We start from the raw sequence: 11,936 nt of genomic DNA on the forward strand, positions 1-11,936 counted from the left end.
CCTGCGGTCACAACATCCGCAAGATACGGGCTCATCTCCGGGCGCTTTGCTCTCTATTCCTTAAGCTGGGTGCGACGACCATCCGGGATGCAAACAGACGTCAGGGTGCATTGGCACTCGCCTGAAACGGTTGTTCAGAGCGGACCAAATAGCAGGAATGTGTGTCGAAGATGGTCAGGATACGCAGCTTCTTACCTCGGGCCAACTGGCCGTAGACAAATTCCATTACCCAAGCGTCGTTCGGCCCAATGGTCTCAGCGCGATTTCGCGCAGCTTGACCTTCGCCAGTTGTTTCGGGGTTTTGATTCGCCGTTGTAGTCCCACGGCCCCGTAAACATTGTTGACCATCGTAATGCTGACCAACCGCGGTGATCGCCATAGCGCACACGTCTAGCGCAGATCTCGTTGATTCGCTGTTTTAGCTCTGCCGGATCGGTCGGCGCGAATTGTAATGATAGCATGAACAGTCGATCCTCGCAGCGCCACATGCCCCGCCGATCGGGACCGCCCAATCTGCGCAGATCCCGTGAAACAGTTCTTGCGTCCGTGTCGGCTTCGGAACTTTTGTCGAGTGACGTCTTGCAACATCTGCCGATCGAGCGTCGGATCCGCGACGATTTACTTCAATCGCGCGTTCACACCCTCGAGTTGCTTCAACCGATGCATCTTGCCGGACAGCAGTACGCCAATTTCTTTTTCCAGGCAGAATAGGTGGCCGATCACAGCTTTGAGGCAATTCCTGGACACCGATGCGCCTTTGCCACTCCCTTTGAGAAGGTTAGCTGAAAAATCCAGCTTCATACGATCCAGCTTCAGAGGGCCGAGAAGTCTGCGCGCAACCCTGCCTGATATCCGCAGCCTCTCGTCTGAGTCCAAATGATGTCGACAAAAACGGGTACTCCGACGTGGTTCCACCTGACAGCTTTGGCACCGTCATTGGGAACTGGTCTACGCCCTTCGATTGGGGGCAGAGTCGCTTCCAAAGTGGCGAGTTGCTCTGTTCAAGGTGCAAACAGCTAGGCAGCCCTCCGATTTCACCCCCAGGGCGACTGCAGCAGATTCAGTGGAATCTTGAGATAGCTTCGCCCATTTGCTTCGGGCTGGGGAAGACGTCCGGCGTTGGTGTTGATCTGCAGTGACTGCAGGATCAGGCGAGGCATCGGCAGGGTGCTGTCACGGGCCTCGCGGGCGGCGACGAACTCTGGTTCGGTCAGGTAGCGCGCCACATGAACGTTTGTGGTTCGCTGCTCGGCCACGGTCGATTCCCATGCGGGTGGGCGGCCTGAAGGGCAATAGTCATGGCCGGTGAACAGCCTCGTGCGGTCGGGCAGGCCGAGAATTCTTTGAATCGAGGCCCAAAGGGCGTGCGCGCTTCCGCCGGGGAAATCCGCGCGTGCCGTGCCGCTGTCTGGCATGAACATCGTGTCGTGGATGAACGCGGCGTCGCCGATCACATAGGTCACAGATGCCAGCGTATGCCCGGGGGAATGGATCACCTGTACCGGAAGATTGCCCAGCATGAACGTCTCGCCATCAGCGAATAGCTTGTCCCATTGGCTGCCGTCAGTCGGGAATTCGGGCCAGTTGTAGAAACCCTTCCAAAGCTTCTGCACCTCGACGACCTTTTCGCCGATACCGGTCGGCGCATTGGTACGATGCTTCAGGTAGTCTGCGGCGGAAAAGTGATCGGCATGCGGATGGGTGTCCAGAATCCATTGCAGATCATAGCCGCGATCCGCGATGAACCGCAAAATCCGGTCCGCCTCGATTGTGGCTGTCGCGCCCGATTTTTCATCGAAATCCAGTACGGGGTCGATGATCGCGCAATGTCCCGTCTCGGGGCATGCCACGACATATTGGATCGAGCCGGTTTGCTTCTCGTAGAAGCCCGTAACGTCAGGCGCGGCACTCATGCAGTGATGCTCTCCGCTAGGGAAGGTTCCAGATCCGGACAAATCTGAGCGGATTTTCTTAATTCTGACAAGGGGAAGTCCGAAGGGCGACAAGCGCCCTTCGGCTTTTCACTCGATCTCGACCAGCAGATCCTTGGCGTCGATCTGTTGGCCGGGGGAGACGTGCAGGGCTTTGACGGTGCCGTCCCGGTCGGCGTGGATGCCGGTTTCCATTTTCATCGCCTCGATGGTCAGCATCAGGTCACCGGCATGGACCTTCTGGCCCGTTGTCACCCCGACCGAGGCGACGACGCCGGGCATGGGCGCGCCGACATGGCCGTCATTGGCAGGGTCGGCCTTGGGGCGGGCGACGGTCTGGGCCTTGGCCATGCGGTTCGGCACACGGATGACGCGGGGCTGGCCGTTCAACTCGAAGAACACCTTCACATCGCCATTCTCGTCCGTCTCTCCCAAGGTGAGCAGGCGGATTTCCAGCGTCTTGCCGGGGTCGATCTCGGCTTCGATCTCGTCGCCGGGGTCCATGCCGTAGAAAAAGGTCTTGGTCGGCAGGGTGCGGACGGGGCCATAGGTTTCATGCCGCGACATGTAGTCGGTGAAGACCTTGGGATACATCAGGTAGCCGTTCAGATCCTCGTCGTCGATCTCTGCGCCATCCAGATCGGCCGAGAGCTTGGCCCGCACGGCCTCGAGATCGACCGGCTGCATCGAGGCACCGGGACGCGTCGTCATCGGCGTTTCGCCCTTGAGGATCTTTTTCTGCAGCGCTTCGGGCCATCCGCCGGGGGGCTGGCCCAGATTGCCGCGCATCATATCCACGACGGAATCGGGGAACGAGACCTCGACCGAGGGGTCCTCGACCTGCGCACGGGTCAGACCCTGCGCCACCATCATCAGCGCCATGTCGCCCACCACCTTGGACGAGGGCGTGACCTTGACGATATCGCCGAACATCTTGTTCACCTCGGCATAGGTCAGCGCGACCTGATGCCAGCGGTCCTCGAGCCCCAGACTGCGGGCCTGCGCCTTGAGGTTGGTGAACTGGCCTCCCGGCATTTCATGCAGCCACACCTCCGAGGCAGGGGCCTGCAAGCCGCTTTCGAATGCGGCGTAATGGGCGCGCACGGCCTCCCAGTAGTTCGAGATCTCGCGGATGGCGCTGATATCCAGTCCGGTATCGCGGTCGGTGCGGTGCAGGGCCTCGACGATCGAGCCGAGCGTCGGTTGGCTGGTATTGCCCGACAGCGCATCCATCGCGCAATCGACCGCATCGACCCCAGCCGCCGCCGCGGCCAGAATGGTCGCACCGCCGATGCCTCCGGTGTCGTGGGTGTGGAAATGGATCGGCAGGCCGACTTCTTCCTTCAGGGCCTTGATCAGCACTCCGGCCGAGGCGGGCTTCAACAGTCCCGCCATGTCCTTGAGGCCCAGCACATGCGCTCCGGCATCGCGCAAATCGCGGCCCATGGCGACATAGTATTTCAGGTCGTATTTGGCGCGTTCCGGGTCCAGCAGGTCGCCGGTATAGCAGATCGCGCCTTCGCAGATCTTGCCGGATTCCACGACCGCATCCATGGAGACGCGCATGTTCTCGACCCAGTTCAGGCTATCGAAGACGCGGAAAACGTCGATGCCGGTGAATGCTGCCTGCTTCACAAAGGCCTGCACCACATTGTCGGGATAGTTGGTATAGCCGACGCCGTTCGAGGCCCGCAGCAGCATCTGGGTCATCAGGTTCGGCATGCGCGCGCGGATGTCACGCAGCCGCTGCCACGGGCATTCCTGCAAGAAGCGGTAGGCCACGTCAAAGGTCGCGCCGCCCCAGCATTCGACGCTGAACAGGCCGGGCAGGTTCGCGGCATAGGTCGGCGCGACCCGGATCATGTCGATCGAGCGCATCCGCGTCGCGAGCAAGCTCTGGTGCCCGTCCCGCATCGATGTGTCGGTGATCAGCAGCTGTTTTTGCGCCAGCATCCAGTCAGCGACGGCTTTCGGGCCTTTTTCCTCTAGCAATTGCCGTGTTCCGGGTGCGGGTTCGGCGCGGGATCTGGGCGGGACCGGTGTTTTCGCATCCGCCGCGGGCAGGGGGCGGCCTGCCGTTTCGGGATGACCATTGACCGAGATATCGGCGATATAGGTCAGGATGCGCGTTGCACGGTCGCGGCGCTTGCTGAAATGGAACAGGTCTTCGGTCGTGTCGATGAACTTGGTCGTATAGGTGTCGTTCAGGAAGGTCGGGTGCTTGAGCAGGTTGATGACGAAGTCGATATTCGTCGCAACGCCGCGCACGCGGAACTCGCGCAGGGCGCGATCCATCCGCGCGATGGCCTTGGCCGGAGTCTGGGCATGGGCGGTGACCTTGACCAGAAGCGAGTCGTAATAGCGGGTGATGACGCCGCCCGCATAGGCAGTGCCACCGTCCAGCCGGATGCCGTTGCCGGTGGCCGAGCGATAGGCGGTGATGCGGCCGTAATCGGGGATGAAATTGTTCAGCGGGTCTTCGGTCGTGACCCGACATTGCAATGCGTGGCCCGACAGATGGACATCGTCCTGACTGGCCGCTCCGGTGGCGTCGGCCAAGGTCGCGCCCTCGGCAATCTGGATCTGGGACTGTACGATGTCGATGCCGGTGACCTCTTCCGTCACGGTATGTTCGACCTGCACGCGCGGGTTCACCTCGATGAAGTAGAAGCGCTGGCTGTCCATATCCATCAGGAACTCGACCGTACCCGCGTTCTGGTAACCGACGGCCTGCCCGATTTTCAGGGCGAGACCGCAGACCTCGGCGCGTTGTTCGGGCGTGAGGTAAGGGGCGGGTGCGCGCTCGACGACCTTCTGGTTGCGGCGCTGCACGGTGCAGTCGCGCTCATACAGGTGGTAAAGTCCGCCATGGCTGTCGCCCAGAAGCTGCACTTCCACGTGGCGGGCGCGCAGGATCATCTTTTCCAGATAGCCCTCGCCATTGCCGAAGGCGGCCTCGGCCTCGCGGCGACCCTCGCGGACCTTTTCGGGCAATTCCTCGGGGCCCATGATCGGACGCATGCCGCGACCGCCGCCGCCCCATGAGGCTTTCAGCATCAGGGGATAGCCGATTTCGGCGGCTTCAAGTTTGATCGCCTCCATGTCATCGCCCAGCACCTCGGTCGCGGGGATGACCGGAACGCCGGCGCTGATCGCGACGCGCCGCGCGCTGGCCTTGTCGCCGAGCGCGCGCATCGTGTCGGCGCTGGGGCCGATGAAGGTGATACCCGCTGCCACGCAGGCATCGACGAAATCGGGGTTCTCGGACAGCAGCCCATAGCCGGGATGGATCGCATCGGCGCCTGACAGCTTGGCAACGCGGATGATCTCGGGGATCGACAGATAGGCGGCAACGGGGCCGAGGCCCTCGCCGATGCGGTAGGCCTCATCCGCCTTGAAGCGGTGCAGGCCCAGCTTGTCCTCCTCGGCGTAAACGGCGACGGTTTTCTTGCCCAGTTCATTCGCCGCCCGCATCACACGGATCGCGATTTCACCACGGTTGGCGACCAGAATCTTGTTGAACATCGTCTCTCCCCCGACATTGCCATCCGGCATGGTAGTCATGCTGCATTGCAGCGCAAGAGGGCGTTCATCATACGCGACCAAAGGTATCAGTCAGCGACGCTCTTGAAAGAAGTTGCGCAGCAATTCGCGTGATTCCGCGGCAGAGATGCCTTCAAAAACCTCGGGGCGGTGATGACATTGCGGATGATCGAACACCCGAGCGCCGTGTCGCACCCCGCCCATGCGTGGATCGTCCGCACCGTAATAGACCACCGCGATCCGCGCGGCAGAGATGGCTGCGGCACACATCGGGCAAGGTTCCAGCGTGACCCAAAGCCGTGCGCCGGGCAGCCGTTCCGAGCCGACGCTGCGGCAGGCTTCGCGGATGGCAAGGATTTCGGCATGCGCCGTCGGGTCCGACAATTCACGCGTCCGGTTGCCGGCGCGCGCCAGAATTTGCCCGTCCGCTCCGATCAGGACCGCACCGACGGGCACCTCGCCGCGGGCGGCGGCGGCATGGGCCTCGGCCATGGCGACGGGCATGTAAGATGAAAATTCCATGCGGGTTTTTGGCGCGACTTGCCGCATCGCGCAAGAACCGCTTTCATTGTAGGATATTTTGGCATAGAGCGCCGCTTTTGCTACCGCAGAGATGCGCAGGAGATCGCCATGACCGATACACCAGAAAACCCGGAACTTCCGGAGAACCCCACCACCGAATCCGCGCCCGAGGCTTCCGTTGAAACGGCAGCCGATTCCGGTGCGCCCAAAGGCGACGCCGACCGGATCGCCAAAGTGATGGCGCGTGCGGGCGTTGCCAGCCGTCGTGAAGCCGAACGCATGATCCTTGAGGGTCGCGTGACGGTCAACGGCAAGAAAATCGACAGTCCGGCGCTGGACGTCGTGCCCTCGGACCGGATCACGATCGATGGCAAGAAAATGGACGAGCCGCAGGAAACCCGCCTGTGGATGTATTACAAGCCGGTCGGACTGGTCACCTCCGAGGCGGATGAAAAAGGCCGCCAGACGGTGTTCGACGCCCTGCCACGCGATCTGCCGCGGGTGATGACCGTCGGTCGTCTCGACCTTAACTCGGAAGGGCTGCTGCTGCTGACCAATGACGGTGAGCTGAAGCGCCGTCTGGAGCTGCCGACGACCGGATGGCTGCGCCGCTACCGCGTTCGCGTCAACGGTACGCCCAATGACCTGACATTCGCGCCGCTGCGTCGCGGCGTCACCATCGACGGCGAGGATTTCGCGCCGATGGAGATCGCGCTCGACAGCCAGCAGGGGGCAAATGCCTGGCTGACCGTCGGCATCCGCGAGGGCAAGAACCGCGAAATCCGCCGTGCCATGTCGCATGTCGGTCTGATCGTGAACCGGCTGATTCGTGTCGGTTACGGTCCCTTCAAGCTGACCGGCATGGAGGAGAACGAGGTCCGCGAGATCAAACGCAAGGTGCTGCGCGACCAGCTTGGCGGACTGCTGACCGGAGATATGGACGAAAAGCCCCGTAGCTTCCGGGATCACGGTGCCAGCCGCAGCGAATCTGAGCGCGGCGACCGCAAGCCGTTCGCCCGTCGTGAGGACGGGGATCGTAAACCCTACGCCAAGCGTGAAGACGGTGATCGTAAGCCTTGGGCCAAGCGTGAGGATGGCGATCGCAAGCCGTTCGCCCGTCGTGAGGACGGGGATCGTAAACCCTACGCCAAGCGTGAGGACGGCGACCGTAAGCCTTGGGCCAAGCGTGAGGATGGCGACCGCAAGCCGTTCGCCCGTCGTGAGGACGGGGATCGTAAACCCTACGCCAAGCGCGAAGACGGCGACCGCAAGCCTTGGGCCAAGCGTGAGGATGGCGACCGTAAGCCGTTCGCCCGCCGCGAAGACGGGGATCGCAAACCCTACGCCAAGCGCGAGGAAGGTGATCGCAAGCCTTGGGCCAAGCGTGAGGATGGCGACCGTAAGCCGTTCGCCCGCCGCGAAGACGGGGATCGTAAACCCTACGCCAAGCGCGAAGACGGCGACCGCAAGCCTTGGGCCAAGCGTGAGGACGGCGACCGCAAGCCGTTCGCCCGTCGCGAGGATGGGGATCGTAAACCCTACGCCAAGCGTGACGATGGCGACCGCAAGCCGTTCGCCCGTCGCGAGGATGGGGATCGTAAACCCTACGCCAAGCGTGAGGATGGCGACCGTAAGCCGTTCGCTCGCCGCGAAGACGGGGATCGCAAAAGCTACGGCAAACCGGAGGCCCGTGGCGGCAAGCCTTTCGGAAAGCCGGGTGGAAAACCGGGCGGCTTTGGCGGGAAACCCGGCCCGAAGTCCGGTCCGCGTGGCGGCTCTGACCGCGGTCCGGCCAAGGGGCCGCGTCGCGGCTGATCGTTCAATCTGAACTACGAAAAGGGCGCGGTACCACCGCGCCCTTTTCGCATGTCGCTCTCGGCTTGTCCGGTTGCGGCCCTATTTTGTCAGGATCAGCTTGCCGGCGCGGGTGATGCGCAGATTGTAGACTTGGTCGCCCAGAACGATCAGGGCTTGGTTTCCACCGGCGGTCAGGGCTTCGGCATCATATTGGGGCAGGCGCTGCAGTGCGGTCACACCGGGGCGCGTGAATTCGGCGGGGCGGGTCGCAGTCATGTCCAGATCCTCGTTGAGCGGTCGCGATAGCTACAACCTGACAAAAATACTTGGGCATGTCAAAGGAAAATAGTCGGAATTAATTCTCCGACTACTTCCATTAATCGACATCGCTTATTTTCCAGCCAGACATCCAGCCAAAGCATCACCGAGACTTTCAAGGATCGCTTCATACAGGCCAGCGCCTTGGGGCAGTTGCGTTCCTTCGGGATCAAGCGCCGTGCCAAGCTTGGCCTGCGTTCCCTCGATCGCGACATGCATCAGTTTCGGATCGTGGTTGATCTCGGGGAATGCACAGGCGACCTGACGGGCCGTGATGGTTTGCTGCACCTCCTTTAACCGTGCGGCAGCAGGCGTCGAGGCATCGCCCAGACTAACGGGGATAGCGGGCTCCAGCCCGTAATGATCGGTGAAATAGCCATAGGCATCGTGGAAGACGGCAAAATGCTTTTCCTTCACAGGCGCCAGACTTGCGGCAATGCGGGCGTCCAGCGCCTCGATGCGGGCGGCCCCTGCCTCGGCGTTGCTGCGATAGGTCGCGGCGTTGCTTGGGTCACGGGCGGCCAAGGCATCCGCGATCGCCGAAAGCCAGAGCTTACCATTGGCCGGATCAAGCCAGGCATGGGGATCGACACCTGAATGATCGTGGCCTTCATGGCCGGAGGCGGTATCTTCGTGGTCGTGGTCGTGGTCGTGGTCGTGGTCGTGGTCGTGGTCGTGGTCGTGGTCGTGGTCGTGGTCGTGGTCGCCGTGATCCGCGCTATATTCCCGCAGCTTTGTTCCCGGCTGGATCAATAGCGGCAGCGACGTCCCGTCACTCATGCCTTCACTTGCGCGCGTCAGCCACGGGCTTAGTTCGGGGCCGACCCAGATCAGAAGCCCTGCGGATTGCAGGGTGCGGGCTTGGCTGGGACGCAGCTGGTAATGGTGCGGATCGCCCCCCGCCTCCAGCAGAACCTCGGGGGTGCCAAGATCTCCCATGACCTGCTGGGCCAGCGCGCCGATGGCGGGGATATCGGTCACGACGACAGGAACCTCGGCACTGGCCATGGCGCAAAACGACAGTGACGCGACCGAGGCCAACAAGGGAAGGCGAAGGGATTTCATGCGGATGATCCTGACTCTCTTGCGGAAACGGCGCGGTTATTTATGTTATATCGTAACGCGTCAAGTGAATTGTGATAGTATAACAAAATGAGCCATGAGTCGAAATCCGAAACGCAGGACCCGTTCCATGCCCATGACCATGACCATTGTGCGGCCAGCGTGCTGCGCCGTGCCGAGGAACAGGCCCGACAGGAAGGCGTCCGCCTGACCCCTGTGCGTCGCCGTGTGCTGGAAATCCTGCTCGAGTCGCATCGCGCCATGGGGGCCTATGAGGTGCTCGAGCGGCTGGCGCTGGAAGGCTTCGGCAAGCAACCTCCGGTGGCGTATCGTGCGCTGGATTTCCTTGTCGAGCAAGGCCTGGCGCATCGCGTGCGCCGGCTCAACGCCTATGCCGCCTGTCTGTCGAACCAGCGCGATCACACCCCCGCGTTCCTGATCTGCCGCCTGTGCGAGCAGGTCGCCGAGGCCGATACGCCGCAGATGCGCGAGGCGCTTGCCGCCTTGGCCGCCGCGCATGACCTGACCATCGAGCGCAGCACTGTCGAGATCCTTGGCATATGTGCCCGCTGCGCAAAGGCCGAACAAGCCAAGGCGCAGGACGTATGAACGCCCTGATCGATGCCCGCGATCTTTCGGTCAACCATCCCGGTGCGGATCGGCCGGTGATTTCGCATATCGATATGCATATCGATCCGGCCGAGATCGTGACCGTGGTCGGTCCGAACGGTTCGGGGAAATCGACGCTGGTCCGCGCGCTGCTAGGGCAGGTGGCCCTGTCCTCGGGCAAGGTCGAGCGGCTGGCCGGTCTGCGTATCGGCTATGTCCCGCAGCGGGTCCATATCGAGCGCGCGATGCCGATGACGGTGCGTCGCTTCCTGTCCCTGCCGCTGCGGGTCAATGACGCTCAGGCAGCCCAAGTGTTGGAGCGCACGGGCGTGCCGGGGCTCGAGTCGCGACAGATCATCTCGCTCTCGGGGGGACAGTTCCAGCGGGTTCTGCTGGCGCGGGCGTTGCTGAACGCGCCGCAACTGCTGGTTCTGGACGAGCCGACACAGGGTCTGGATCAGCCGGGCATCGTCGCCTTTTACAAGCTGATCGAGGAAGTTCGCGCCGAGACCGGTGCCGCTGTGCTGATGGTTAGTCATGATCTTCTGGTGGTGATGCGGGCCTCGGATCGCGTGGTGTGTCTGAACGGGCATGTCTGCTGTCAGGGCACGCCGCAGGCCGTCAGCGCGGCCCCCGCCTACCGCGCCCTGTTCGGAGCCGAGTCGCGGGGCACTCTGGCACTGTATCGCCACCATCACGACCACGACCATGACGATGTCGGTCACGTCCATGAACATGTGCATGGCCCCGACTGCGCCCATGATCACGCTCACGCTCACGACCACGCCAAAGGCTGAACATGCTAGATGATTTTCTGATCCGTGCCCTGATCGCCGGACTGGGGCTGGTTCTGGCGACCGGCACACTGGGCTCGTTCGTGGTGTGGCGGCGGATGGCGTATTTCGGCGACTCGACGTCGCATGCGGCGATCCTTGGCGTGGCGCTGAGCTTTGCGTTCTCGCTGCCTTTCTATGCCGGAACCATGGCCGTTGCGGTTGCCATGGCGCTGCTGGTCGCATGGCTGACCGGACGCGGCCAAAGCGCGGACACGGTTCTTGGGGTTATCGCACATACCGCGCTGGCCGCCGGTCTGGTGGCTGTCAGCTTTGTTCCGTCGTTGCGCGTCAATCTGGAAAGCTACCTGTTCGGCGACATTCTTGCCGTGACAAAAGCCGATCTGGTCTGGATCTGGATTGGGGCGGCGGCTGTATTGGGGCTGATGCTGTGGCGCTGGCAAAGGCTGGTCACAGCCTCGGTTAACGAGGAACTTGCCCTTGCTTCGGGTATCAACCCCGAGACCGAACGCCTGATACTGTCGCTCGCGCTGGCCATAGTTGTGGCAATCGCGATTCGAATTGTGGGCGCTTTGCTCATTTCTGCGTTACTGGTCATTCCGGCCGCAGCGGCCCGTGGACTCGCTAGAACGCCTGAGCAGATGGCAGGTTCCGCTACGTTTATCGGTGCGATCTCGGTCTGCGGTGGGCTTTGGGGCAGCCTTCGCTTCGATACGCCGGCCGGTCCTTCGATCATTGTCATTTCTGCGGCGATTTATGCTTTAACTCTAGTATTTTATGGCAAAGAGTGATCAACTGTCGGGGTTCCCGTATAAGCGGGAATCGGCCGGCTCATTGGCAGCTTGCCGCCGGACTTCAAATGTGTTGGCTAATATGCAACAGTCGACTTCGGCACGAAAAGTGCGCCATCAAGACCGCTTTCCAAGCCATTGGGTTTATGCGACTGTTGCACCGATGTTGTCGGAAACGGCAGCTTTCAAATTTACTGAACGGAGCATGATCATGACCAAAATTGCTACCTTTGCCCTGGCCCTTGGCCTCACGGCATCGTCCGCCCTCGCCGGTGGCTACGTCGCCCCCGTCGTTGACGTCGAGCCGGTCGTCGTTGACGAGAAGCCCGCTTCGTCGAATGCTGGCCTCGTTGTTCCGGCTCTGCTGCTGCTCGGCGTTATCGCTGCAGTCGCTTCGGATGACGACGACGATGACGATGACTCCAACTAATCTTCCCTAGGGAAGTTTGGTTCATGGGCTGGCTCTCGGGTCAGCCCATTTCTTTTTGTCTGCCCCTGACGCGGCCGAACGCGTATCTTGCCAGTCCGCTCGCCTCGGTCACATCTGTTGCCGCGTCATGAAAAAAGCC

The 11,936-nt window shown here is 61.9% G+C and carries 11 protein-coding genes; 5 read left to right on the forward strand and 6 right to left on the reverse strand.

The genetic code is table 11. From position 1 onward, the window contains the following. Positions 1-618: 618 nt before the first annotated feature. The 4 genes from GL286_RS22290 to GL286_RS05470 form a co-directional block, all read right to left on the reverse strand. The gene (locus GL286_RS22290; RefSeq protein ID WP_155094560.1) at positions 619-801 is read right to left on the reverse strand and encodes a hypothetical protein; all 183 of its coding nucleotides are present in this window, start codon (positions 799-801) and stop codon (positions 619-621) included. 233 nt (positions 802-1,034) lie between these two features. Beyond that, a complete protein-coding gene (locus GL286_RS05460; RefSeq protein WP_155094561.1) occupies positions 1,035-1,913 on the reverse strand; it encodes an MBL fold metallo-hydrolase in 879 nt (292 codons plus the stop codon). A 108-nt stretch (positions 1,914-2,021) separates the two neighbouring features. Beyond that, entirely contained in the window at positions 2,022-5,456 is a 3,435-nt protein-coding gene (gene pyc / locus GL286_RS05465) for a pyruvate carboxylase (RefSeq protein WP_155094897.1), read from the reverse strand. A gap of 90 nt (positions 5,457-5,546) precedes the next feature. Beyond that, positions 5,547-5,996 (reverse strand): nucleoside deaminase, encoded by a 450-nt coding sequence (locus tag GL286_RS05470; RefSeq protein ID WP_155094562.1) that lies wholly within the window; start codon positions 5,994-5,996, stop codon positions 5,547-5,549. A gap of 108 nt (positions 5,997-6,104) precedes the next feature. Here GL286_RS05470 and GL286_RS05475 point away from each other — a divergent pair, with 108 nt between their 5' ends. Then, the gene (locus GL286_RS05475; protein ID WP_211596223.1) at positions 6,105-7,811 is read left to right on the forward strand and encodes a pseudouridine synthase; all 1,707 of its coding nucleotides are present in this window, start codon (positions 6,105-6,107) and stop codon (positions 7,809-7,811) included. 81 nt (positions 7,812-7,892) lie between these two features. On the opposite strand, the gene hemP is transcribed toward GL286_RS05475, so the two are convergent. Together hemP and GL286_RS05485 are read right to left on the reverse strand one after the other, a co-directional pair. Next, a complete protein-coding gene (hemP, locus tag GL286_RS05480) occupies positions 7,893-8,069 on the reverse strand; it encodes a hemin uptake protein HemP (RefSeq protein ID WP_155037975.1) in 177 nt (58 codons plus the stop codon). Between the two features lie 114 nt (positions 8,070-8,183). Next, on the reverse strand, positions 8,184-9,176 hold the full coding sequence (locus GL286_RS05485; RefSeq protein WP_155094563.1) for a zinc ABC transporter substrate-binding protein: 993 nt from the start codon (positions 9,174-9,176) through the stop codon (positions 8,184-8,186). A gap of 87 nt (positions 9,177-9,263) precedes the next feature. Between GL286_RS05485 and GL286_RS05490 the strand changes: the two genes are divergently transcribed. The 4 genes from GL286_RS05490 to GL286_RS05505 all read left to right on the forward strand — a co-directional run bounded on the left by GL286_RS05490 (position 9,264) and on the right by GL286_RS05505 (position 11,797). Next, the gene (locus GL286_RS05490) at positions 9,264-9,782 is read left to right on the forward strand and encodes a Fur family transcriptional regulator (RefSeq protein ID WP_155094564.1); all 519 of its coding nucleotides are present in this window, start codon (positions 9,264-9,266) and stop codon (positions 9,780-9,782) included. Continuing rightward, on the forward strand, positions 9,779-10,579 hold the full coding sequence (locus tag GL286_RS05495) for a metal ABC transporter ATP-binding protein (RefSeq protein ID WP_155094565.1): 801 nt from the start codon (positions 9,779-9,781) through the stop codon (positions 10,577-10,579). Before GL286_RS05490 ends, GL286_RS05495 begins: the two co-directional genes overlap by 4 nt. A 2-nt stretch (positions 10,580-10,581) precedes the next feature. Next, positions 10,582-11,367: an iron chelate uptake ABC transporter family permease subunit gene (locus tag GL286_RS05500; RefSeq protein ID WP_155094566.1), complete on the forward strand. Its 786-nt coding sequence runs from the start codon at positions 10,582-10,584 to the stop codon at positions 11,365-11,367. Between the two features lie 211 nt (positions 11,368-11,578). Then, positions 11,579-11,797 carry a hypothetical protein gene (locus GL286_RS05505; protein WP_425496087.1) on the forward strand — a complete coding sequence of 73 codons (219 nt, stop codon included), beginning with the start codon at positions 11,579-11,581 and terminating at the stop codon, positions 11,795-11,797. The last annotated feature ends 139 nt before the right edge of the window (positions 11,798-11,936 follow it).

It is taken from the genome of Paracoccus aestuariivivens (genome assembly GCF_009711225.1).
Classification (GTDB): Bacteria; Pseudomonadota; Alphaproteobacteria; order Rhodobacterales; family Rhodobacteraceae; genus Paracoccus; species Paracoccus aestuariivivens.

Coding starts and splice junctions, on each gene's coding strand:
- GL286_RS22290 (WP_155094560.1), bottom strand. CDS start 801: ATGAAGCTGGATTTTTCAGCTAACCTTCTCAAAGGGAGTGGCAAAGGC.
- GL286_RS05460 (WP_155094561.1), bottom strand. CDS start 1,913: ATGAGTGCCGCGCCTGACGTTACGGGCTTCTACGAGAAGCAAACCGGC.
- pyc (WP_155094897.1), bottom strand. CDS start 5,456: ATGTTCAACAAGATTCTGGTCGCCAACCGTGGTGAAATCGCGATCCGT.
- GL286_RS05470 (WP_155094562.1), bottom strand. CDS start 5,996: ATGGAATTTTCATCTTACATGCCCGTCGCCATGGCCGAGGCCCATGCC.
- GL286_RS05475 (WP_211596223.1), top strand. CDS start 6,105: ATGACCGATACACCAGAAAACCCGGAACTTCCGGAGAACCCCACCACC.
- hemP (WP_155037975.1), bottom strand. CDS start 8,069: ATGACTGCGACCCGCCCCGCCGAATTCACGCGCCCCGGTGTGACCGCA.
- GL286_RS05485 (WP_155094563.1), bottom strand. CDS start 9,176: ATGAAATCCCTTCGCCTTCCCTTGTTGGCCTCGGTCGCGTCACTGTCG.
- GL286_RS05490 (WP_155094564.1), top strand. CDS start 9,264: ATGAGCCATGAGTCGAAATCCGAAACGCAGGACCCGTTCCATGCCCAT.
- GL286_RS05495 (WP_155094565.1), top strand. CDS start 9,779: ATGAACGCCCTGATCGATGCCCGCGATCTTTCGGTCAACCATCCCGGT.
- GL286_RS05500 (WP_155094566.1), top strand. CDS start 10,582: ATGCTAGATGATTTTCTGATCCGTGCCCTGATCGCCGGACTGGGGCTG.
- GL286_RS05505 (WP_425496087.1), top strand. CDS start 11,579: ATGACCAAAATTGCTACCTTTGCCCTGGCCCTTGGCCTCACGGCATCG.